Origin of the sequence: Novosphingobium sp., assembly GCF_036820275.1 — a bacterium.
GTDB lineage: Bacteria > Pseudomonadota > Alphaproteobacteria > Sphingomonadales > Sphingomonadaceae > Novosphingobium.
The window spans coordinates 1-20,976 of the sequence record NZ_DAISLT010000050.1 but is presented as its reverse complement, the minus strand read 5'-3'; the positions used below and the strand labels follow the sequence as shown (position 1 = coordinate 20,976).

Below are 20,976 nucleotides of genomic sequence, written 5' to 3'. Positions count from 1 at the left end.
GCGTTCGGCCTATCTGCCTGTTCTGGGCGGCGCACTAACGTCGATGAGGGAGATCGTCACGCTGCTGGCGAGGCATTGCCGGGGCTCGACGGTCCTCAACCCGCTGATGAATGTAATCGATTCGGTGGTCGTCGCGCGCCGCCGACGGGGAGAAAAGCCCGCAATGCCGAGCGGGATCCCTGGAATCGTCACCGGCTCGTACTCAGAGTCTGGCGCCCAACCAAACCCTAAAAACTGTTGCTGTTATTTTCCCACAGGCTGGGTATGCGAAGGGCGATGCGAGAGAACACCTACAGTCTGAATCGAACTTTCGGTTTCGCAATCGCGATGATCGCCCTCATTGCGCTCGTCGGCAGCGGAGGCGTCCTTATCACCTTGTCCCAATTGCATTCTGCGACGGCGTCGCGCTTCCGCTCTTCGCAGATCATTGTCGGACTGAGCGCCATCAAGAACGAGATGCTCAACCAGGAGACCGGCGCGCGAGGCTATTTGCTGACCGGACGTCGGACAAGTCTGCAGCCCTATGAAGAGGGGCGACGCAACTTCGACCATAGTATCGCGGAGCTGAAGGTTCTGCTGGCCACGAACCAACCTCAGTTGGATGCGCTTGAAGAAGCCGAACAAGCGGCGCGAAACTGGCAGCGTCAGGTGGGCGCCGTCATCATCAGGGACATGGCCTATCCCACGGCGCGCGATCACGCCCGTTCGATCGAAGCAGACGGGCAGGGCAAGGCCATGTTCGACACCTTCCGCGCACGGCTCGCCACTATCGAACAGCGCGAACAGGATTCGCTGGTTGTCCAGACCCGCCTGGTTGCGCGCGCGGAAGAAACCGCGCGGTTCACCCTGTGGGCTTCGTTGGTCCTGACATTGTTGATCAGTCTGGGGGTCGCAGTAGCCCTCAGCCGGTACATAGCCCGTCCCCTTGTGGGTTTGGCGGAAACGATGCGGAGGCTTGTCGCGCGTGACACGTCGGTATCCATCCCAAGCCTCAACCACCGCAATGAGGTTGGCGCCATGGCGCGTGCCGTCGCGGTGTTCAAAGACAGCCTCATCGAACTCGACCGCACGTCGGTCCTGCGGGTGACCGCGGATACCATGCCGGCGATGATCGCTTATATCGAGGCGGACAGATCCATCGGCTTTCTGAATGAGGAGTTTGCGCGCCGCTTCAGCGTTACGGCGGAGGACGTAGCTCATGTTTCGGGCCGAAATCTGGATCAATTGTTTCCTCAAAAGACGTTCCCAGGCGCTGGCGACGAACTCCAGACGGCACTCAGCGGGGAGGAAGTTCGGTTTGCCTTCCAGCTGCCCGATGCCGCGTCGCCGAGGGATTTCGAGGGTTACTTCCGTCCCCACCGCGCCAATAGCGGCCGTATCCTTGGGGTCGTCGCGCTCTTTACCGATGTGACGGATCGAAAGGAAATCGACCAGAAGCTGCGGCATCAGGCTCATGATCTCCAGCGTTCCAATGCCGAGCTCGAGCAGTTCGCCTATGTCGCCTCACACGATCTCAAAGCGCCTCTTCGCGGGATCGAGAACCTGGCGAGCTGGATCGAGGAGGACCTGGGTGACAAGCTGGAGGGCGATACCCGAACGAACATGGATTTGCTGAAGAGCCGGGTACGTCGGCTCGAGAGTCTGCTTAGTGATCTGCTCGCCTATTCGCGCGCCGGGCGCGACGACAATGTGATCCGGGAGGTTGATACGAGGGCGCTGGTCTCGGATCTTGCGGCCCTCATCAGCCCGCCGGAGGGCTTTCGGATCGAGGCGGACGCGAGTTTGCCTACGCTGGTAACCGCGCAAGCCGCGCTCACCCAGACGCTGCAGAACCTCATAGGAAACGCGGTAAAGCATCACCCGGATCCGGCCCATGGCCTTATCCAGGTTAAGGCGGCATCTGTGGGCAACATGTACGAGTTCACCGTCAGCGATAATGGGGCAGGGATACCCGAACAGTTCCGCGAACGGGTGTTCGGTATGTTCCAGACCCTCAAGCCAAGGGATGAAGTGGAAGGTAGCGGAATGGGGCTTGCGATTGTAAGGAAGCTCGTCGAACGGCAATCCGGACAGGTGTGGTTGAGCGAGAATGAGGCCCGCGGCCTCACCGTGCATTTCACCTGGCCCGCTATCTCCAAGGAATCTCGAGCATGAATCCAACCGTCAATCTGTTGCTCGTCGAAGATGACGAGGTCGATGTGCAAGGCCTAAAGCGCGCGTTCGCCAAAAGCCGGATCGCCAACCCGATCACAGTGGCTCGTGACGGCATCGAGGCACTGGAAGTGCTGCGGGGCGAAAACGGCCAGGAAAAGCTGCCCAAGCCTCACCTCATCCTGCTCGACCTCAACATGCCCCGGATGAACGGCATCGAATTCCTGGAAGCCATTCGGGCGGATGAGGAGCTGAAAGGCTCTGTGGTGTTCATGATCACCACCTCCAAGGCGGACGAGGACAAGGCGCGCGCCTATGGGCACAATGTCGCGGGCTACATCGTCAAGCAGGACCCGGCAAACACCTTTATGGAAGCCGTATCACTGCTTGAACATTATTGGAGAATCGTTGAGTTTCCGCGCTGACGATGCCGACCCAGACCCACATCCTCCTTATCGATGACGATGAAGTCGATCGCCAGGCCGTCCGGCGGGCGCTGTCGGCCTCTGACCTCACTTGGGTTCTGACGGAGGCAGCAAACGCTGCCGAAGGACTAGCGCTCGCAGGCGAGAAAGCCTTCGACTGCGTCCTGCTCGATTATCGCTTGCCCGATGCCGATGCCTTCGATGTGCTGGGGGCTTTGCTCGCTCCAGGGTGCGGTATCAATGCCGTTCTGATCCTTACCGGCGAGACCAACCCCGAGACGGCCCTCGATCTGATGCGAGCGGGGGCGCTCGATCATTTGAGCAAGGCGGAGCTCAACCCATCGGGCCTTGCGCGTGCAATCCGCTATGCCAAGGCAAGGCGCGCCTTTCTGGCGGAACTCGAGCAGGCGAAGCGGGAAGCCGAGGAAAAATCCCTCGCTCTCGATGCGCTCAATCGTCAGAAGGCCTTGCTGCTTTCGATCATCGCGCATGATCTGCGCAATCCCTTCCAGGCAATCATTGGTCTCTCGGACTCTTTGAGCCGGACCGCCGCGCAAAAGGATCCCGCGAAGGTTCAAATCCGTGCGCAGGCCGTGCAGGAGGCGGCAGTGCAGGCACACGCCCTGATGGAAAGCCTTTTCGACTGGGCACAGCTCCAGATGGATAGCGGCAATGTCGAACTCGAGATGGTCGATGTGGTTGCTATCGCACAGGAAGCGACGAGTGTGTGCCGCCACACGGCTGAAGAGAAGGGCGTATCGGTGTCATTCGATTGTGGCGGCGGGATGGTCCGTGCCCATCGCGACATGCTCGCGACGGTGCTGCGCAACCTGGTCGGCAATTCGATCAAGTTTACGCCAGCAGGGGGCGGCATCACCATCGCCTGCGAGAAAGGAACCGACGGGCGGTTCGTTATCCATGTTCGGGATTCCGGCGTAGGAATGTCGCAGCAGGCCATCGACAATCTCTTCCGCATCGATCGCCGCGTCACGACGCCAGGGACTGCGGGAGAGAAGGGGAGCGGGCTGGGACTACTGCTCTGCCGCGACCTTGTCGAACGGATGGGGGCAAGGATGGAAGTCGCCAGCAAAGTGGGCGAAGGAACCGCCTTTTCGCTAGTTTTCAAAGGCTTATCTAAGCAATAGCAGGAGCTTAGCCTCGTTACGCAGACAACATTTTGCTCACCGTGCGTAGCAAAACGGCGTGATCGACCGGTTTGGGCATGAAGATGGCGGACTGCGGCAGCGCGCCTCCATCAGGTGATATCGCGCCCGAGCACACGATTAGCGCGATTGGCGGATATGCATCATGGATATAGTTCGCGAGGCGCAGGCCGTCCATTGATCCGGGCATCTGAATGTCGGTCACGACAATGCGGATGGAAGGATGCGCTTTCAATAGTTCAAGTGCTTCGCCAGCATCGCCCGCTTCCTCCACCCGGAAGCCTGCATCCTCGAACAAATCCACCAAAACCATTCTGAGCAGCGGCTCATCATCAACGACCAGAATCTCCTCTCGGCAGATCGGATGGGCAGCGTCTTCCTTCATACCGCATAAAATCAAAATTCGGCGACATCGTTCCCGGTGGAAACAGAGTGTTAATCAGACAGTCGGCATTGCTCGAATAGTTCGCTGCGTGAAATAGTCACGCAAGGCTTTGCCGATCATGCGGCGAACCGGAATATCCCATGGCACGATCGCATAGTCCGCCGAGCGCCGGCAATCCTACTGGCACCTTCCTGCTTACCGGACATCTAACTTGCCTCTGCCCGACAGCATTTTGCAACGATTTCGCTTTGGTCGGGTTGGATGAGACATGCCCGGCGATTTTACCGAATCCAGGAACGGCAAATGAGTTTGCCCCCTCGTCAGTCGGGCCGCATCGCCGCCAGGGCCCATCACTCGCCCGCGGCTGCTATCCTTAGGAAGTTTGAACCGTTCTTCGTTATCGGCGAGGTATCCGGCGGCCCGCTGCTGATCGCGTCGATCGCCGCACTCGTGCTGATCAATACCGCTTGGGGTTCAACATACGCGCACATCTGGGACGCCCCCCTGAGGCTGACCTATGATGGCTGGGCAATAGCTAAACCCCTGTCGGGATGGATCAATGACGCGTTGATGCCGCTGTTTTTCCTCATAATCGGAACAGAGGTGAAGCGTGAGTTCGTGAAAGGGTCATTGTCTTCAGTTCGGACCGCGGCCCTCCCTGTCGTTGGTGCGATAGGTGGTCTCGTTGTTCCGGTGGCTGTTTACCTTGCCTTCAACCTTGGTACCCAAGCGCAGCATGGCTGGGGAACGGTAGCGGCGATGGATACGGCGTTCAGCCTGGCGATCGTCGGTATGTTCGCGACCTCCTTGCCGCCATCGCTTCGCGCCACGTTGCTCGCCTTCGCAGCGATCGACGATGTGTTTGGCCTGCTAGTTATAGCCTTTGCCTACACCGCTACGCTTCAACCCTGGTTTCTCGCACTGGCAGGAGCCGCATATCTTGGCATAATCCTGTTCCTGCGCCTTAACTGGGTCACTCCAATCCTTTATGTCTTTCTGGGCATCGTGGTTTGGATCGGCATATTGGGATCGGGGGTTCATCCCACGATAGCCGGTGTCGCTATTGGTCTGCTGCTTCCGACAAACTCGCGCCTTTCAGAGCGGCGCTTTGCAGCGCATGTCCAGCGACCCATCGACGAGATCAAGAAAGCCGAGGCTGCGGCCGCACGCGCCGACGATCCGGATGAAGAGGATACTCATCATCTGTCCGCTCAGAAAAACCTGGGCTACGTCCACGAGATGGCAGCGGCTACCGATGAAGCCGCGGCCAGGCTGATCCGGATATTGACGCCGTGGGTCTCTTATGTGGTCTTGCCGCTATTTGCTCTTTCCAACCTGCGGATACATTTCTCCCCAGACCTGCTGAGTGACATTCTGCATTCAAACCTGGCGATCGGCATCATCGCCGGTCTGGCGGTCGGCAAACCGGCAGGCTTTCTCTTCGCGACCTGGCTCGCGTGTCGGCTGCATCTCGCTCGCTTGCCGGAAGGGCTGACCTGGAGAATGATCCTTGGTATCGGGGGCGTTGCCGGCATCGGCTTTACCATATCCCTCTTCATCGCCGAACTGGCCTTTACGGACGAGACGCAGTTCGAGGAGGCCTCCCTGGGCGTATTCGCAGCCTCGGTCCTTTCCGGTTTGTTCGGGTACGCCGTATTCAGGAGCGTGCCCGCGAAAAGGTAGGGATGCTAGTGGTCGTTCTCGTAATCTAGGCACAGAGCTAAAGCGCTATCCTGTCCAGCGCTTCGCGGGCCGCAGTTCCGAGGCGAGCCGCCCAGACGGCTTGCCCCTGCGGATCATCGATCAGACTCTGCTTCACCTCGATTTCCACATAGGGCAGGGCGCGGCTGAATGCGTGGTACGGGACCGTATAATCTGTGTCGTCCATCGCATAGGGGACATTGTCGCCAACAACGATGCCAGTTTGTCTTGCCAGCGCATCACGTAGCCCAAGCGCGAAGTCCGTACGCCCCCGCCAATATAATATGCCGACGTCCCAAGGTCGGGCGCTTCCGTTCAGGATGGGGGTGAAACTATGAAGTGAAACAAGGACGGTCGCGCGGCCCTGGTGCTGACGATCATCCAGCATTCTTGAAATGGCTGCGTGATAGGGCACGTGAATGCTTTCTATCCGGGCCCTCCGGACGCTGTCCGGAAGGTTCATGTTTCCAGGGATATAGGTGCGGTCGGATATCTCCGGAACTGCGTCGGCCCGTTCGCTATGGCGATTGCAGTCGATAACCAGTCGCGAATAGATTTGACGCAGGAACGGACAATCCAGCTCGCGCGCAAGCACTTGGCCCAGTCCCTCGACGCCGATGTCCAGCGCGATGTGACGGCCTCGATCCTCCGGGCCTAACCCGAGACTTTTGAGCGAAGCCGGTATCGCTGTGCCCGCGTGATCGCCGAGCAGGAGGAACGGTGAGGCGCCGCCCGCGTTGTACACTTCGAATGGCGCCGGATCGTCGGGTCCAAGCAGGCTATCCGCCTCCAGCGCGGCCATCAGGAGTTACTCCCATGCCGCTGCTGACCATCCATCATTCCACGCTGTATCGCTATCAGCAGCCCGTATCGCTCGGTGAACATCGGATCATGATGCGACCGCGTGAAGGATTTGACCAGCATTTGCTATCGGCGCGTCTCGTGATCGAGCCGGAGCCCACCGGACTGCGGTGGCTGCACGACGTTTTCGGGAATTCCGTGGCGGTGGCGGCTTTCGATCGCCGCACGGAGAAACTGCTGGTCATCAGTGAGACCACTCTGGAACACGCACCGCTGGCTCAGCAACAGGTCGATGTCGAACCTTACGCTCGCCTCTTTCCTTTCACCTATTCGGCAGAGGATATGCCCGACCTGCTACGCTCGATCGAGCGCCAGCATCTCGATCCCGAGCGAACCGTGGACAATTGGGCGCGCGCCTTCGTCAAGAACGATGGCAACACCGAAACAGTTGCGCTCCTGACTTCCATCGCGACCAGTATCAAACGGGATTTCACCTATGTACCTCGACATGAAAAGGGAACCCAGACGCCGACGGAGACACTTGCCAAGCGACAGGGCACCTGCCGTGACTTTGCCGTGTTGATGATCGAGGCGGTGCGCGCGCTGGGCTTCGCCGCGCGCTTCGTCTCGGGCTATGTCTATAATCCCTCGCGCTCGGAGGGAGTGGTCGGTGGCGGAAATACGCACGCCTGGGTCCGCATCTTCCTGCCCGGATCAGGTTGGGTTGAATTCGACCCGACCAACGGCATCGTGGGCAATCGGGGGCTGGTCCGCGTTGCGGTCGCGCGCGATCCTTATCAAGCGATCCCCCTGTCGGGAACCTGGTTCGGGCTCCCCTCCAGCTACCTGGGAATGGACGTTGAAGTAGACGTTCATCGTACTGAGCATTCCCCCTCTCACTCCCGCGGCGATGGCGCCGTCAACAGCCGGCTTGCCGGCCCTTCGGAAAGGTCACAGAGATGCTGATCCGCTGCGGATATGACATTCGGTTCGAAACGCAGGCGAGAACCGCGATGGTGGCATTGCTCAGCGTTCACCCTTCACGCCACCAGGATTTACGCACTCCGCAACGACTCCTGGCAAGTCCGGACATACCACTTTATCAATTCGAAGATGCATTCGGCAACGTAGCTACCAGGCTCACGCTTCCGCTCGGCGAAGTGTCCCTCTCATGCGACTTCGTGATCGAAGATGAGGGTGAGCCCGATGAGGAGGCGCCTGATGGCCCGCAAAGCGCAGTCGAGGATCTGCCAGATCACGTGATCCCGTTTCTCCTGGGCAGTCGTTACTGCGAGACCGATCGCCTGATGACGGTGGCGTGGAGCAATTTTGGCCAACCTATGTCGGCTCGTGAGCGTGTGCAGGCGATTGTCGATTTCGTTCATAACCATATTGAGTTTGGCTACCATTACGCCCGATCGGACAAGACGGCCTGGAACGGTTATCAGGAGCGTCAGGGCGTGTGCAGAGATTTCGCCCATCTCGCCATCACCCTTTGCCGGTGTATGAATATCCCTGCTCGCTACTGTACAGGCTATCTCGGCGATATCGGGGTCCCCCCGGTCGATGCACCGATGGACTTCAGCGCCTGGTTTGAAGTGTATATCAATGGTGGCTGGTACGTTTATGATGCGCGGCACAACCAGCGCCGCATAGGTCGAATCTTGATGGCGCGCGGCCGCGACGCAACCGATGTCGCTTTGACGACCGCATTTGGGCCGGCGATACTGCAGCACTTCGAAGTCCGAACTGAAGAGACCTCAACAATGGGATGATCGTCACGCTCTAAACGGCATACCCTCTCTGAAAAATGAGAAAATCTGTCACACTCCGGCTGCGATTTTCAAAACCTGGCTGGGCCAGACAAGTGGGGCAAAACTTAGGCGTGTCGCGGGCGAAGTAGGAGGGAGACCTTTACTTGAACCCCGCAGGCTGCCGATAAGCCCTGCGGCTTTTTATTCTGTAATAGATCGCAGGCGGCTACAGTCAGGGGATCGCCGAATTCGATCAAAAGAAATGCAGCGGATCGCCGCCTTCTCGTCAGAGTGCAATTTGCGCCCGATGCTTGGCGGCGTCTGTCGGTCCAGTCAAATCGAGCGACAGGCTCCCGGAGGGGTCGGGAGAGTTGAGCTTCACCGGCCGTCGTCTCCATTCTTGAGGCCCGCATTCATGGCTTCGACTATCGCGCGGCCGCATCGCCGGTATAGCGCAGCGCGCTCATGGGAACGGAAGCCGGGGCGCGCACGCCCCTGCTTCCCGATCTCCCGATCACGACATTAACGGCATTTCACTTCGCCCCTGTCAATCTGTCGGCCGACGAGGGCGCCGCCAGCTCCGCCGGCCAGGGTGCCCAGAGTGTTGCCACCGATCAGCTTCGCGAGAGCTGCGCCGCCCAATGCGCCCACGACAAGACCGGTCGTGCCATCCGAACGACGACAATAGGCCCGTCCGTCGCGGCCTCGATAGACCCGGTCATTTCGACTAAGACGCCGATCCTTGTAATTGCCGCGGTGGTAGCTCTGGGCCGGATCCCAGTTCCGATCCTTGTCGCCGCGCCATTCGTGCCGGCTATCACCGCGAGTGCGGCTAACCTCACTGCGTCGATCACGATTGTTGGAATGTTGCGCCTCTGCGGGAATGGCCGTGACAGCCAATGTGGTCGCTGCGAGCGAACCGAGAATTCCTGCCAGATACTTCATCTTTCGGCTCCTTCTTTCTCACGAGGATATCGATGTCGACCCGACTGGAGTAACCATCCGATGGGATCAAGGGTTGCCCGCCAGCGAGATGAATCGTGCCTAGTGCAGGAAAAGTCGCTTGAACGGCGCTCCAGGCAAATCACTGTTTGCACGCGGTCTTTGTCTACCTCTGTTGGCGTCTTCCCTCGACGGATTCAGGCGAGACATCCCATGAGGCGTTCCTGGCCTAAAGCAGAGAGGTCCGAACCGGGACGCTGTCGATAATCCAGGAACGGCGGGGCATAAGGCTGGAAATACGACCATGCCCGCCTACTGCAAGCGCGTTTCGGTACCCCGCATACGCGGAAGATCCGATGGCCGATCATACAGCGAAACCGGCTCCGAAGCTGTCAGCGCCTGCGGTCCCCATGTCGTCACGCTCGGAACGCAGGGAAAAACCTGCGGCAGAATCTGCGTGAACCTTGCCCAGATCCGATCCGCCTCGGTGACAATGACAAGGCGCGCGCTGCCTTGCCTGTCGATGTCCGCCGCCAGAGCCAGATGCCACATTTCGTTGTCCATGCGAACACGGCCCGCGCTGATCCCCTGGACGGCATCCCAGGGCACTTCGCAAGGGTTGCCGTCGATCATGAGAACCATGCCCTGCTCCGTAAAATCTGTGGGACGAAACCAGTCGATATTCCCGTTCAGCACAGGGGCGCACCATCACAAGACGTATCGCCGGCGATGATCCTGGCGCTGCGCTGACCGGTGATCCTCTCGGCGCGGCCGCGCAGCGTCTGGATCGACGCTTCGGGAAAGGCGATTTCGAAGACAGGAGCATCTGGGCCGGGCTGTCCCTTGGCATCGACAGGATGGAGGCGAGGTATGAGTCTGACGCGATAATCCATCAGGTCGATTTAGCGCGGCCTCTCCGGGGGATAAAGACGGGTGATGTCGAAATAGGTAGGCGGAATGTTGTGGGACACGCGCCGAAGCTGGCTCTATTCAGCTCCGCTTCCCTGCCGCCCGCCAGCCAACAGTAATCCGGTCACCTTCCGGCAAAAATCCACCTCTGACTCCGCAGTCTTGCAACACCGATCTCCCAGGCCCGTCGCTATCTCGTGGACAGCCGATGCGATCGGCGCAGAGGGCCGATTTGTATGCGACCAGGCAAATCGATTATCGTGCGCCGCGCCTGCAACTGGTACGGGGACTTTGAGGATGACATCGCGAGACGACATGGTCGCGACGTGGCTCGCGGCGATAGAGCAATTTCGGAAGAGCCGCCATGCCTTCACCGAGTGGCGGGCGAGCACGCCCTGTCCTGATCCTAATCTCACCCCCGAAGACTATGATAAAGCCTGTGCGAGGGTACACGAATGGGAACGAACCGATGCCAGTTTCGCCGTCCCCTACGAGTCTGCAGTCCAGACTCTGCTATCCCTCCCGGCGCCGAATATCGAAGCGGCGATCGTCAAGGTGCAACTGGCTCGTGAGGCGTTGCGCGATCAGGACGTCGAGGAAATCATCGTGCCGATCCTGCAAACCATCGAGCAGGATCTCCATCGCCTTGCCGATGAAGAGAATGGTTCTGAGACCGAGCCTAACTAGGTGGCGCCACAAAATCGCGCCATCTACTCCGCACGCCCGGACCTCGAGCGAAAAAATTGAGCCTTCCGCATGGACACTCCCGGAAGGCTCCAGTCTTGAGCGCCGCCTCACCGGTGGCGTCCTTCGGGTCGCTGCCAGTGAATAACTCATTTGGGCCGTCAAATCGCGTTACAATATTGCAAGGTCGGACCATGGTATGTGCAGTCGAACATAGCATGTTGACCACGTTCGTCCTTGCTGCGAACGTTGCCATGCGGCGGGGCATGGTTCTCGGCACGACGTCCTGAAACATCATGCGAAAAAGAAGCTGGCCGCCAGGGCCAGCCTTTAAAAGTCAGGAGAGGATGCCCAAAAAGGCTGTGGATTGGCTGCGCTCGTTCAGAACCTGGTGCAACATCAGATTTTGCATGAGGGCGTTCGATAAATAAGAACGTCGTTGGCTCCAATGCCTTGGGCGCGGCAATCCCGCATTGATTAGCTATGGGGCCATCGGAAAAACCGCCCTCACGCGCCGCCGTTATAGCGGTAAGTGCCTCGTTCCCGATCGTCGAAAGGCGGCCGAACGATGTTTCCCGCCGCCAAGGACGTGTGCAGCAGGATCGATGATGGTGACGCCATCGTGTGAATTGCTCGCGATGGCATCGGCCATGCCGAACAGTTCCACCCGTCCGCCGTCGTTGTAGATGCGCCCGGCGACGGTTCCGCGCACCACGGCGCGGGCATCTTTCTCCACCCGCAAATCGCCGGCGATCGTGCCATGGAGGATGAATCGCTTGCCGCTGCGAACTGTCGCGCCCCCGGAAATCCTGCCGTAGAGTGCGATATCCTCGTCGAGCGCGAGAGGGCCATCGATGTTGCCGTGAACTGCCTTCACTTCAGCTACTCAAAATATCCGTACCATATCCGCGCCGGCAATATGTCGCGCCGGGAGGCATCCATGCCAAACGGCACTCATCTGCGAGGATCATACGCGAAGCGGGCCCATACTGTTTATAGCGTCGGGAGTCAGTACGCCGCGGAGCCATTCGTCGCTGAAGCGGGTGAAACAAGCGCTCAATGCAGCTGCACGGCCCGGCCCATCCGCGTCTTCCGACGAGATTCCCGAAGACCGGATAAACTCCTCATGCTGATAGCGTGCCATCACTACGGCTGTCTTGCCGGATCATCCTTCTGTTCCCTCTGCCGGTTCTGCTCTTCATGCAGTTCCCGCGCGATCTGGCGGCCAAGAAGCTCCGCCAGACGCATGATGGCAGCCTCGGCTCGCGGCGACAGAGCAGGGCAAGGCTCGGGATCGCGCCGCTTCCGCTTCGTCACGGTGACCTCCAGGACGGCAGCGGCCGTCTCGCCTGGAAAACGATCGGTGAGCGTCGGCGGGGAGGGTGGAGAGGAAGGGAGGGAAGGTGGGTAAAGGCGGCGATGGTTCGCATCGTCTTTTCCCTCGACCCACCGCGCCAGGTTTCTCTGCTGTGGGAGCCTGTGCTATTCTCCTCTTCGGAAAGGCTCTGCACATGCAGGATGTTGATCACGTCGAACCGGCAGAAGAGGCGCCCCCGCCATCGCCGCGCGCGGCCGACTGGTTCTGGCGCCCCTGGTATGCCAAGCTCTACATGGCTCTGGCGCTGCTCTACTGGATCGGCCTCGAACTGATGATGGCCACCCCCTTCGATCGGCTGAACATCTATCTCGCTAACACGATGGTGTTGCTGATCTTTGTGTTCAACCCAGTCACGGTGGCTGCTGTCCTGGGATATGGCTTCCTCAAGGCCAAGGTTGCCTGTGGGGAATGGGTGATTATGTCGGGGCCACCGTCGCAAAAACCTATGATCGATCCCTATACAGATCCGTTTGATATACGATCTGGGAGCATCTACCACAGACATATCGGCCTGATGAAAGATAAACATTAGGGATCTCGACGCTCTTTAAACGTCGGATCTCCGTCCGCAGGGCCATGATCTCGATCCATCAACAATCGACCCGAACTCAGAATCGATGATTGTTCCATCGACGTGAGTGGGGCGGTAAGCTGCATAGTACCGCGGCCGGAATCTGCTTGCTCTAGGTAACGATTTCGAAGTCCCTGATTGCCGAGAACTCCGTCGCTCAATCCTTTTGCAAATGTCTCCTCAGGACGTCCCGAACGGGCCGCGGCCTTCTCTGCGGACGCGATCACCTCACGAACGTCGTAGTTGACAATGTCCATCGATGACTGTGCCGAAACGGTTGCAGCGCCTCGATCGGAGATATCCATTCCCACCTTGCCACTTAGCGATCCCACGGCGTTTCCGGAACTTCCCGAATTATCGTCCTTGCCCTTGTCCTTGGCTTTGCCGCCACTGCTTACGCCTCTGCTCGCCGTTGCTGAGAGATCCCCAGATACGCTCTCAGTGTTTGACGTCTGATGGTCTGCGTTTCGGGAAAGCGACCTTTGCCATCCCGTCTGCGCGATGATCGCGGTGACGTCGCGTTCCAGCGTATCGGCCACCTGGGGCTTTAGCCTCCAGTTGCCCCGCCGATCCATTTCGAACCCGCCGCGAAGCCAGTTGGCCATGGCAGCCTGACCCTCCGGGCCACTGCCAAGGAAATGCTCGATCGTGTCGGGGCCGGCCTGTTTGCCGGCCTCGAAGCGCGTGCTGGTGTCATTGCGCGCGGACCGGCTGAACCCGGTGCTGCTCGAGACGAGCAGATCGTTGTGCGCGAAACTGAAGCGCGCATGCCCGCCATTGGCGATGGCGCCGAGCTGGCTTTCGTTGATGAGACCGCCGCGCCACATCTGCGCCGCGAGTTCGGGTGTCAGGTTGAGACTGACATCGCCATTCTGGTCCATGGCGATCTGGCGCTTCGACATTGCGACACCATGCGCGCGCAGCAGCGCCTGGGTGCGGGTGAGGCGCTCCCGCTCGACGATCCCGGTCAGGCGCTCGTTGCGCGCACGATCGGCGATACCTTCCGCGCCGCCCTCGGCCATGTCGACCTGGTTGCCAGCGGTACCGGCCAGCGCGCGGATGAAGGCATCGAGACGCGCAGCTTCCCGAACCGATGCTCCGGCCGCCGCAGCCCCTTCGGCAAAGCCGGCATTATCCGCCTGCCGCCGCTGCTCTCCGATCTGCGCATTGCTGCGCACCCCGTCGGGCCCGATCTCGCGCTGGGCGTCGAGCTTGCCCGACCGCTCGGCGAAGTCGTAGCCCGCAGCCTCCCGCGTGCGCCCATAGACGCTGGTGCCTTCACGCGCCGCCTCGGCACTCGCGCCATCGGCCGTGCCGACCTGGACCGCGGCATTGTAACTTTCCAGCGCGCGCAGCACTTGCGCTTCGCTCCGCCCGGTCGCGCGGGAAAGTTGGCTGATCGCGGTCGATCGCGCCTCGCCCGAGAGAGCATTGATGAAGCCGATGCGACGGCTGGTCTCGGTTACGGAGAGGCCGAGCATACCCGCAGCCTGGCGCTGACCCTGGTTGCCGCCGGTGCGATGCGCCTGCTCGGTCGCGACATTGCCGCGCTCGACGGCGGCGACCCGGTTCCCCGCATAGTCGCGTCGGCCCTCCATCGCCCCGATCTGCGTCTCAGCTGCGGTCAGGTCATTGCGCAGCATCTGCTCCTGGTCGAACGCATTGGCGGTCAGCTTGGCGAAGGTCGGATCGGCGCCTGCCTGCCCGATCACGGTGGAGGCCTTTAGCGCCGCATCCTTCGCGTCATAGCCGCTGCGCTCAAAGTGCCGCTGTGCGCCCGACTGCATCATCTCGTAGGCTTGGCTGTCGCCGAAGGCCTTCCACTGCACCATGTTCTGCGCGAAGGCGGCAAAGGCCCGCTCGCCGGGCTGTCCTTCCCCGAAATACGTCGTGCCAAGCTTGCGCAAGGCATCGCCCTGGGCGAAGTTATGGATGGCCGATGTCGCGGCATTGGCGCGAACCGCGTGGGCCGTCGCCGGATCGCTGAGGTCCCGCCCGGCGAGGGCAGGGGCGAGGCCACCCAGTTCGCGCGCGGCGTCGGTCCGGCCAAGCCCAAACGCGGCAGTCCCGCTCGCGCCGCCGCCCTGTTCGCCGAGCACGGTGCCGGAGGAGCCGAATGCCCGGTCGAGACCGAAACTGCTGCGCTCGCCGAAGTCGCCGAACCCGGAGGACGCCGATCGCCGCGCAGCCGTGCCGCTCGCCGACGCCTGCGCTTCAAGCGCCGAGGCGTAGCCCTCGCTGGTCCCGACCGTCGCCGCTGCCATGCTGCCCTGGCCCTGGACCCCGAGCATGCCCGAGGTGAAGGCGGTGAACATGTTGCCCGAGAAGCGGAAGACCGTGAACACGAACGCGCCCGCCAGGCCAGCGGCTGCTGTACGGAACGAGCCGAAGATCGCGAGTGCTTTCATCGCCGCCGAAGGCGCGAGAATCCAGCTGTCGGCGGCGACACTGGTCGCGCGCAGTTCGGCCAGAACGTCCATCGCGCGGCCGAGGGTCAGCTGGTAGATGCCGGCATCGATCACGCCCCACAGCGCGACGAAGACGAAGAGGCCGAGCGCGAAACTCGCGACCCGAAGGTTGATCGGCGTCAGGATGAAGAGCAGCGCGATCGGCATCATCATCAGCATGATCGCGAAGACCGAGGCGCGGATGGTCGGCATCCACTCGTTGGCGGTCGAGAGCGTGGCGAGCCCGTTGGACTCGATCGCGCGGTTGGCCATCACCCGTGCGGTCGCCGCCGGCGAATCCTCGAACAGGACGTCGCCCACGGTCTGGCCGAGCAGGATGTTGGTGAGGAACTTCTGCCGGTTCATCGCTTGCCCCAGCATCATATCGCCCAGGCCGTCGATCTGCTGGCGGCAGCGATCGCGCTGGGCCGTCTGGGTCACGTCGAAGCCGGTGCGCGCGCAGACCTGGTCGCTGTAGGCATCGAGCAGCGTGGAATCCGACAGACGCTCGGAAATGTGGTTCCATGCCGCCTCGCAGCTCACTGTCGTTCCCGCCTTGTCGCTCGCCGTGAACACGGTCGAGAAGGTTGCCGGCCCGGCCATCGCTGCGAAAGAGGCGGGAAGGTCGGTCGAGGTCCGGAAGAGCTGGTCGTCGTCGACGCCGTAGGCCGGGGAGACGCGCGCCACCGGATAGCACTGGCGCACATAGTCCTTCACCGTCGCATCGAGGAAGGTGTCGACCATCGGGCTACGCGGAGACACCGCGTTCAGGAAGAGGTCGAACGCGTGACCACCTGCTCCGAACTCCAGCTTGGCGTTGGGTTCGGTGGTGTTGTCGTCGATCGTCTCGGCAAGCGCCCGCTCCATCAGATTGGTGACGCCCGCGACCAGCACGATGAGATTGGGGACATCGCCCACCGGCTGGTAGGCGTTGCGAACTCGGTCGTAGACATGGACCGTGCCGGTAGTGGCGATCAACCCGGCGAACAGGCCGATGCCGACCAGCATCTGGAAGCCAAAGGCGACGAGCCCCATGCCCGAGCCCCGGATGCTGGCGATCACCGCGCCGAAGGCGATGCCCGCCACCGCGATGATCACCACCAGCGTCTCGTAGCGCGGATCGCCGAAGATCATCGCGATCAGGTGAAACGCATCGACGGTCTCGGAAAAGCCGTCCCAGGTGTAATAGCTGGAATCGATCGCCAGCGCGGGCGTCGCGACAAGCGAGCCGGCGAGGGCAATCAGCAGGCGAAGGAGGGAGCGCATGACGGACCTCACCGGTTACGATTGGCGTTGGCGCCCGCGGCATCGCGGGCGTCGCGGTCGCGCTGGCGCAGGACCCCGGCATAGCTGGCGGAGAGGTTCGCCTGGTTCATCGCGGCCATGTAGGACTGGCGCATCTGCGCGCGCTGGCGCAGCACCTCGTCCCGGAGTTCGCGAAGCTGCTCGATACCCTTGGTGAGAATCCGCGTCTGGCACACGTTCGTGTTCTCGGCATCGGCCGCGCCCGCCGTGGTGACGCCGCGCTCGGCGTTCTGGAGGGCGAAGTCGATCGAACGGGTCAAGTCGTTGAGCATCTGGTAGGCGAGGGTGAGGGCGACCAGTTCGTCGGTGTCGGCGATCACGCTGTCGGTCAGGCCCTGGCGGACGCCCCATTCAAGCAGGCGATAGACTGGCAGGGTCCGCACGTTGGCGACAAACTGCTTCTCCTCGCTCGTCAGCGCCGAGCGGGTGCGGATCTTCGCGGCGACCGATTCCATCTTCTCGCGCGCCAGCACCAGCGCGCCGCGCCCGCTGCCGTTCACCGAACAGTCCGAGGCGGTGGCGGGAATGTTGAGCGCACGGGTCGGCACGCGGCCGGTCAGGAAATCGTCCGCGCTTTCGGTGTCCTGGTGCGGGCAGGCGGGAATGGCCGAGAACACCGGCACCTTGTCGTTCGCATCCCAGCGCATGTAGACGTCGCCGACCCGGGCCCGCATGACGCCCGCCCAGTCCGAAGCGCCGACTCGGGCGGCGGCATGCGCGAGGAGCGAGCCGGTCTTGAAGATCTCGGTGACCTCCGCCGGGCAATTCTCGAGCGCGTCCTTCAGGTCCTCGGTCGGATTGCCCTTGTTCGCCTGGATCTTCTCGCGGCTCTGCTGCCAGCTGTTGGCATAGCCCTCGCGGATCGACTTGTAGCCGGTCATCTCCTCGAGGATCCCCGACATGTTGTCGTCGCCCTTGGCGATCTGAACCATGCGGTTGGCAAGACGGCAGTCGTTCACCTGGATCGAGTTCAGGTAATTGGTCGCGGCCTCCATCTTTGAAATTATATTCCCCATCTTCTCGTCGAGGGTTTCCAGCAGATACTGGAAGGCGACTGCGGGCGCGGCCTGGAGGATCGTCTCCAGCTTCTCGACGAGATATTCCGGATCGAGGAACGACATACCGCCGAGGAACATGTCGATGCCGCCGCAGCCCGCCTTCACCTTGGGGAGCGTCAGGCTCATGAGATAGTCGTCATGGACATCGACCCGGCCCGACATCCCGCCCGCGGTCACGTAGCCGCGGGTCTGGTCCTCGAAACTTCCGGGCGATGTGTAGGTGACATTGTCGAACCAGCTTTCTGCCCAGCTCTGCGCATGGGCGGGAACCGCTTGGCCGCACGACGCGACCACCAGGAAGAGTACTAAGGCAGGAGCGCGACGGTTCAGGCGGCGTGGATTACATTCCATGGCGGGCATCCCGGTGAGGTGGAAAGGTGACGCGGCCCCGCCATGATCAGCGTCCCTTCGGGTTGGAAGAGGAGGCCGGCGCCCTCACGCCGACGATCCCGGTGAATTTGGACATGGCGCGCACGCCGACGGCGGGCCGCGCCCCGGTCAGCATCCGGGCCGCGAGCCAGGCATTGCGCGCGATGTTGGGTCCGTGGTCCGTACCGATCGCGATCGGGACCATGCGGTTCGGATCCGTGGCCGCGCGGACCCATGCGACCGGGCTGCCGACCCAGGGGAGCCCCAGACGCCCCGAGCGCAACATCGCCTCCTCAGCGCCAATGGTCCGCACCTGCCAGCCGTAGCGGGCGCGGAATGCGAGCAGCTTCGACCACAGATCGGCGCAGGGCAGGCAAGCGGGCGCGGTGCTCATCTCGATCACATAGAGCGAGGCCTGGCCACGTAGCATGGTTTCGAAGTCGGGGGGAAAGGCGTGTGTGACCGGAGCGCGCGATAGCCACTGTCGCATGTCGGAGGCGGTCGATACCGGGTGAATGGCGGCCCGCCTGGCGATGTCCCTGTTCGCCTGCTGCGCGGCAGCTTGGTTCGCCGCGCAAAATCCTGCGGTGATCAGCAGGGCGTATCCAAGACGCACGCGCAGCCTCATGGTTTAGGCTCCCGCACATCGATAAGATCGCCGCCGATCACGCGCGGATCGGTCGAGGAGACCGGGCCATTGGCGAGCGCATCGAAGAAGCCGTCTTCCTCGCCCGCGCCGGTCAGCCACTGCTCGGGCCGGATATCGCCGCTGAGCAGCCGCACCGCCTGGTAGGCCATCTGCGCGATGTTGGGATAGGTCTCGACCCCGGCGGCGATGACCATGCGCTGCTGGCTGTTCCGGCGGATGACCATGGTCGTGGGTGTCACCTCCACCCCGAAGCGCTGCCCGAGTTCGGGTTTCCGGTCGAGATCCATGAGGCTGACCTGCCAGCCCATCTCGTCCTGGAAGCGCTGAACGATCGGCCACTGCACCCGGCAATAGCCGCAGGACCCGCGCGCGAACATGACGAGCGCGAATTCTCCCGCTTTCGAGCGCAGATACTGCCGGCGCAGCTGTTCCTTCTGCGCGCCGAGCACATCGCGCGCCTCGCCGACCATCGGGTTTGCCGCCCTCGCATTGAGCTCGGGATGCGTGAGCATGGCGAGCTGGGTGACGCCTGCGAAGGCGCGGGCCTTGCGCCGCGCGAAGTCCTGCAGCCGCCAGAAGTCCGATACGGCCTCGACGGTAAGCACCGTCGCGGCATAGTCGCGCTGCTGTTCGATCAGCGTGCGTATCTTCGGCGGCGTCCAGGTCGCCAGTTCCGCCATCGGCGGGATCACCGGCTTCACCAGCGCGTCGGGATCGGGCTTCTCCTCCTCCACCGTGGCCGGCGCCTGATACCACCAATAGCCACGTGCTCCGCTTTCCATGGCGGCAGGGCCGGTTGCCTGGGCCAGCACCGCCTGGGTGGGGAGCAACAGCGCCGCGGCGAAGGCAAACTGCCGTCTCACAGCAGCTTCTCCATCCGTGTCAGACGATCGATTGCGACCGGCCCGTAATAGCGGCTGTCATATCCATCGGGATGCTTCGAGCCGACGAAGATCATGCCCTCCGGAATGTGGGTGACGCCCGGGCGCCAGTGCGTCAGCGCCTTGCCGCCGCGGCCGACCGGCTTGCTGACGCCCATCAGGCGGCCGTTGCAATAGTACCATCCATTGCCGGGCTGCCCGAGGCGACCGGCCTTCTCGATCATGACGATCCGCTCACCCGGCATGCACAGCGCATATTTGGTAACGTTGACCGCCCTCGGACCCGCCACCGGGTCAGACAGCATGAACGATACGAGATCGCCGCGCCCGATCGGCCCGGGCGCGCGGTGCACCACCCAGGCGTCGATCGACGGGGTCATCACCAGCGTCATGTGCGGCATCGCCCACCAGGCGAAGAGACCGATCGGGAGAACGATACCGTAAGCCTTGAACAGCTGCGCGGGGCGCGCCGGCTGGCCAAGGCCACTGGCGCCGAGCGCCACGGCGGCGCGCAGCGGCAGATCCATGGCCTCGCGCCAGAGCCGCTTACCGGCGCGCCAGGCGAGCGAGAGCATCCCGCACCTCCTCTCCGCCGCCGAGGCGGCCATATTCCTCGAGCAGCCCGGTAAGCGCCGCGTCGCCGAACACGAGATGCCGCGCGCGCGGGGCCGTTTCGTCGCGCTCGCAATAGGGCTGGGTGGGATCGCCGGGGACCATTGCCAGCGCGGGCACCCGGGTGACGCCATGCTGGCGGAAGACCAGCGGATCGACGATCAGCTGCACATCGCGCATGGCGCAGGCGGGACCGTCGCAGCCCGGATCGATGCGCAGGATCGCCGCCGACAGCTTCGCCATCGGCGCGACCTGCCGCATCCCGCCTGGCATTCCCCGAAACGCCATGACGCCGCCGGCCCGCTCGAGTTGGCCCGCGTAGGTCCGCAGTGTCGCGACCGGCATCGCGGACGACACGAACAGCACCGGCACCCAGCGCGTCTCACCACCAGCGGAGACCACGCCGGCCAGCGCCGCGGCTTCGGGCTGTTCCAGTCCCAGCGCCTGCGCGACCCGGCGACTGGCAGCTTCCCGCTCGGCGGCGAGCGCTTCGCGCGCCGCCGTGACGTCTTTTTCCGCGCGTGCCGACATGGCAGAATCCGTCTTGCGGCGGCGAAGCCCCTCGAAAGCGCGGCGCTGCGTGGCGGTGTCTGGCATCGCGGGCAGAACGGGCGAGGGGACCCTTGTGGCCTTCGCTTTGCCGGCGGCGCGTTTGACGCGCTCCATCGTTTGCGCGCCCTGGCCCTCGATCCGCGTGCGGGCGTTTTTGTGCTGTGCCTGTTCAGTCGCGACCGGCGGCTCGTTCGCCTCCGCGACGGTCGCGAAACAGGTGAGGCCGACCAAGTAGACAG

At 62.3% G+C, this 20,976-nt stretch carries 20 protein-coding genes; 8 read left to right on the top strand and 12 right to left on the bottom strand.

Features of this window, described 5'->3' with window-relative positions:
- Nucleotides 1-276: 276 nt before the first annotated feature.
- The 3 genes from V7066_RS25375 to V7066_RS25365 are packed head-to-tail and all read left to right on the top strand — an operon-like array spanning nt 277 to nt 3,721.
- On the top strand, nt 277-2,154 hold the full coding sequence (locus V7066_RS25375) for a sensor histidine kinase (RefSeq protein ID WP_159078589.1): 1,878 nt from the start codon (nt 277-279) through the stop codon (nt 2,152-2,154).
- Nucleotides 2,151-2,576 carry a response regulator gene (locus V7066_RS25370; protein ID WP_004212641.1) on the top strand — a complete coding sequence of 142 codons (426 nt, stop codon included), beginning with the start codon at nt 2,151-2,153 and terminating at the stop codon, nt 2,574-2,576. Before V7066_RS25375 ends, V7066_RS25370 begins: the two co-directional genes overlap by 4 nt.
- A 2-nt stretch (nt 2,577-2,578) precedes the next feature.
- Nucleotides 2,579-3,721: an ATP-binding response regulator gene (locus V7066_RS25365; protein WP_334185732.1), complete on the top strand. Its 1,143-nt coding sequence runs from the start codon at nt 2,579-2,581 to the stop codon at nt 3,719-3,721.
- A gap of 16 nt (nt 3,722-3,737) precedes the next feature.
- On the opposite strand, the gene V7066_RS25360 is transcribed toward V7066_RS25365, so the two are convergent.
- Entirely contained in the window at nt 3,738-4,124 is a 387-nt protein-coding gene (locus V7066_RS25360) for a response regulator (RefSeq protein ID WP_004212645.1), read from the bottom strand.
- Nucleotides 4,125-4,427: 303 nt separating this feature from the next.
- Between V7066_RS25360 and nhaA the strand changes: the two genes are divergently transcribed.
- A complete protein-coding gene (gene nhaA / locus V7066_RS25355) occupies nt 4,428-5,807 on the top strand; it encodes a Na+/H+ antiporter NhaA (protein ID WP_103094718.1) in 1,380 nt (459 codons plus the stop codon).
- Nucleotides 5,808-5,844: 37 nt separating this feature from the next.
- On the opposite strand, the gene V7066_RS25350 is transcribed toward nhaA, so the two are convergent.
- Nucleotides 5,845-6,627, bottom strand: a complete 783-nt coding sequence (locus V7066_RS25350; protein ID WP_159832381.1) for an N-formylglutamate amidohydrolase — start codon at nt 6,625-6,627, stop codon at nt 5,845-5,847.
- Nucleotides 6,628-6,641: 14 nt separating this feature from the next.
- On the opposite strand from V7066_RS25350, the gene V7066_RS25345 reads away from it, so the two are divergent.
- Together V7066_RS25345 and V7066_RS25340 are read left to right on the top strand one after the other, a co-directional pair.
- Nucleotides 6,642-7,592 carry a transglutaminase family protein gene (locus tag V7066_RS25345; RefSeq protein ID WP_103094722.1) on the top strand — a complete coding sequence of 317 codons (951 nt, stop codon included), beginning with the start codon at nt 6,642-6,644 and terminating at the stop codon, nt 7,590-7,592.
- Nucleotides 7,586-8,401, top strand: a complete 816-nt coding sequence (locus V7066_RS25340; RefSeq protein WP_279731276.1) for a transglutaminase-like domain-containing protein — start codon at nt 7,586-7,588, stop codon at nt 8,399-8,401. The genes V7066_RS25345 and V7066_RS25340 overlap by 7 nt, the downstream gene beginning before the upstream one ends.
- A 501-nt stretch (nt 8,402-8,902) precedes the next feature.
- On the opposite strand, the gene V7066_RS25335 is transcribed toward V7066_RS25340, so the two are convergent.
- Both V7066_RS25335 and V7066_RS25330 read right to left on the bottom strand, forming a co-directional pair.
- Nucleotides 8,903-9,325, bottom strand: a complete 423-nt coding sequence (locus V7066_RS25335; RefSeq protein ID WP_103094724.1) for a glycine zipper 2TM domain-containing protein — start codon at nt 9,323-9,325, stop codon at nt 8,903-8,905.
- Nucleotides 9,326-9,634: 309 nt separating this feature from the next.
- A complete protein-coding gene (locus V7066_RS25330; protein ID WP_334185731.1) occupies nt 9,635-9,955 on the bottom strand; it encodes a hypothetical protein in 321 nt (106 codons plus the stop codon).
- Nucleotides 9,956-10,528: 573 nt separating this feature from the next.
- On the opposite strand from V7066_RS25330, the gene V7066_RS25325 reads away from it, so the two are divergent.
- Nucleotides 10,529-10,918: a hypothetical protein gene (locus tag V7066_RS25325; RefSeq protein ID WP_146037180.1), complete on the top strand. Its 390-nt coding sequence runs from the start codon at nt 10,529-10,531 to the stop codon at nt 10,916-10,918.
- Between the two features lie 517 nt (nt 10,919-11,435).
- On the opposite strand, the gene V7066_RS25320 is transcribed toward V7066_RS25325, so the two are convergent.
- Nucleotides 11,436-11,792, bottom strand: a complete 357-nt coding sequence (locus tag V7066_RS25320; protein ID WP_103094727.1) for a hypothetical protein — start codon at nt 11,790-11,792, stop codon at nt 11,436-11,438.
- Between the two features lie 269 nt (nt 11,793-12,061).
- Complete coding sequence (locus V7066_RS25315; protein WP_170065827.1) at nt 12,062-12,232, bottom strand: hypothetical protein; 171 nt, start codon at nt 12,230-12,232, stop codon at nt 12,062-12,064.
- An 86-nt stretch (nt 12,233-12,318) separates the two neighbouring features.
- Here V7066_RS25315 and V7066_RS25310 point away from each other — a divergent pair, with 86 nt between their 5' ends.
- A complete protein-coding gene (locus tag V7066_RS25310) occupies nt 12,319-12,825 on the top strand; it encodes a hypothetical protein (RefSeq protein WP_293981887.1) in 507 nt (168 codons plus the stop codon).
- On the opposite strand, the gene V7066_RS25305 is transcribed toward V7066_RS25310, so the two are convergent.
- The 6 genes from V7066_RS25305 to V7066_RS25280 are packed head-to-tail and all read right to left on the bottom strand — an operon-like array spanning nt 12,822 to nt 20,851.
- Nucleotides 12,822-16,577: a conjugal transfer protein TraG N-terminal domain-containing protein gene (locus V7066_RS25305; RefSeq protein WP_103094729.1), complete on the bottom strand. Its 3,756-nt coding sequence runs from the start codon at nt 16,575-16,577 to the stop codon at nt 12,822-12,824. The genes V7066_RS25310 and V7066_RS25305 overlap by 4 nt on opposite strands.
- Nucleotides 16,578-16,585: 8 nt before the next feature.
- The gene (locus V7066_RS25300) at nt 16,586-18,025 is read right to left on the bottom strand and encodes a conjugal transfer protein TraH (RefSeq protein ID WP_048939502.1); all 1,440 of its coding nucleotides are present in this window, start codon (nt 18,023-18,025) and stop codon (nt 16,586-16,588) included.
- Between the two features lie 46 nt (nt 18,026-18,071).
- Nucleotides 18,072-18,671 carry a hypothetical protein gene (locus tag V7066_RS25295; protein WP_048939484.1) on the bottom strand — a complete coding sequence of 200 codons (600 nt, stop codon included), beginning with the start codon at nt 18,669-18,671 and terminating at the stop codon, nt 18,072-18,074.
- Complete coding sequence (locus V7066_RS25290; RefSeq protein WP_048939485.1) at nt 18,668-19,555, bottom strand: conjugal transfer protein TraF; 888 nt, start codon at nt 19,553-19,555, stop codon at nt 18,668-18,670. The genes V7066_RS25295 and V7066_RS25290 overlap by 4 nt, the downstream gene beginning before the upstream one ends.
- On the bottom strand, nt 19,552-20,148 hold the full coding sequence (locus V7066_RS25285; protein ID WP_334185730.1) for a S26 family signal peptidase: 597 nt from the start codon (nt 20,146-20,148) through the stop codon (nt 19,552-19,554). The genes V7066_RS25290 and V7066_RS25285 overlap by 4 nt, the downstream gene beginning before the upstream one ends.
- Nucleotides 20,120-20,851 carry a type-F conjugative transfer system pilin assembly protein TrbC gene (locus tag V7066_RS25280; protein WP_442947378.1) on the bottom strand — a complete coding sequence of 244 codons (732 nt, stop codon included), beginning with the start codon at nt 20,849-20,851 and terminating at the stop codon, nt 20,120-20,122. The genes V7066_RS25285 and V7066_RS25280 overlap by 29 nt, the downstream gene beginning before the upstream one ends.
- Nucleotides 20,852-20,976 lie beyond the last annotated feature (125 nt).

What these genes read in the sequence shown, in the direction of transcription:
- V7066_RS25375 (WP_159078589.1), top strand. Translation starts at nt 277, where the DNA reads ATGCGAGAGAACACCTACAGTCTGAATCGAACTTTCGGTTTCGCAATC.
- V7066_RS25370 (WP_004212641.1), top strand. Translation starts at nt 2,151, where the DNA reads ATGAATCCAACCGTCAATCTGTTGCTCGTCGAAGATGACGAGGTCGAT.
- V7066_RS25340 (WP_279731276.1), top strand. Translation starts at nt 7,586, where the DNA reads ATGCTGATCCGCTGCGGATATGACATTCGGTTCGAAACGCAGGCGAGA.
- V7066_RS25350 (WP_159832381.1), bottom strand. Translation starts at nt 6,627, where the DNA reads ATGGCCGCGCTGGAGGCGGATAGCCTGCTTGGACCCGACGATCCGGCG.
- V7066_RS25300 (WP_048939502.1), bottom strand. Translation starts at nt 18,025, where the DNA reads ATGGAATGTAATCCACGCCGCCTGAACCGTCGCGCTCCTGCCTTAGTA.
- nhaA (WP_103094718.1), top strand. Translation starts at nt 4,428, where the DNA reads ATGAGTTTGCCCCCTCGTCAGTCGGGCCGCATCGCCGCCAGGGCCCAT.
- V7066_RS25335 (WP_103094724.1), bottom strand. Translation starts at nt 9,325, where the DNA reads ATGAAGTATCTGGCAGGAATTCTCGGTTCGCTCGCAGCGACCACATTG.
- V7066_RS25295 (WP_048939484.1), bottom strand. Translation starts at nt 18,671, where the DNA reads ATGAGGCTGCGCGTGCGTCTTGGATACGCCCTGCTGATCACCGCAGGA.
- V7066_RS25330 (WP_334185731.1), bottom strand. Translation starts at nt 9,955, where the DNA reads ATGATCGACGGCAACCCTTGCGAAGTGCCCTGGGATGCCGTCCAGGGG.
- V7066_RS25305 (WP_103094729.1), bottom strand. Translation starts at nt 16,577, where the DNA reads ATGCGCTCCCTCCTTCGCCTGCTGATTGCCCTCGCCGGCTCGCTTGTC.
- V7066_RS25285 (WP_334185730.1), bottom strand. Translation starts at nt 20,148, where the DNA reads ATGCTCTCGCTCGCCTGGCGCGCCGGTAAGCGGCTCTGGCGCGAGGCC.
- V7066_RS25325 (WP_146037180.1), top strand. Translation starts at nt 10,529, where the DNA reads ATGACATCGCGAGACGACATGGTCGCGACGTGGCTCGCGGCGATAGAG.
- V7066_RS25365 (WP_334185732.1), top strand. Translation starts at nt 2,579, where the DNA reads ATGCCGACCCAGACCCACATCCTCCTTATCGATGACGATGAAGTCGAT.
- V7066_RS25360 (WP_004212645.1), bottom strand. Translation starts at nt 4,124, where the DNA reads ATGAAGGAAGACGCTGCCCATCCGATCTGCCGAGAGGAGATTCTGGTC.
- V7066_RS25280 (WP_442947378.1), bottom strand. Translation starts at nt 20,851, where the DNA reads ATGGAGCGCGTCAAACGCGCCGCCGGCAAAGCGAAGGCCACAAGGGTC.
- V7066_RS25345 (WP_103094722.1), top strand. Translation starts at nt 6,642, where the DNA reads ATGCCGCTGCTGACCATCCATCATTCCACGCTGTATCGCTATCAGCAG.